The 384-nt window shown below is 24.0% G+C and carries 1 pseudogene; it reads right to left on the minus strand.

The features are described from left to right. Positions 1-384: pseudogene (locus tag KJR01_RS10025) on the minus strand (hypothetical protein); the annotation flags it as partial.

The following is a 384-nucleotide window of genomic DNA, read 5'->3' on the forward strand; positions in this document are numbered from 1 at the left end:
GAATAATTTTTTATTATGCACTTCTAAAATTGCAAAATCATTATTTGAATAAAATTTTAATTCTTTGATGTAATTTTGCATTACTTATTTTAAAGTTTTTATCTTTAATTGCTTAAAGTCTTTTTCTATATCTTCATTGGATACAAAGGTAATTTTCTCTCCTAAGAATTCTTTCATAGCTTCTTTATAAAGCCACATTAATCTATCTTGCATATTTGCATAAGTATCTGCCATTACACCAAAATATCCAAATTTGAGATTGTTTTTATTAAAAGTTTCATCATAAATTTTGCAAAGAAAAATATTTACAAGTTTATCAAAGGCATTTTCCTTGCCTGATATATTATACTTGCGTAAAATTTTTGCAAATTCGTGATATTTGCC

The organism is Campylobacter sp. 2018MI10 (assembly GCF_018501175.1).
GTDB lineage: Bacteria > Campylobacterota > Campylobacteria > Campylobacterales > Campylobacteraceae > Campylobacter_E.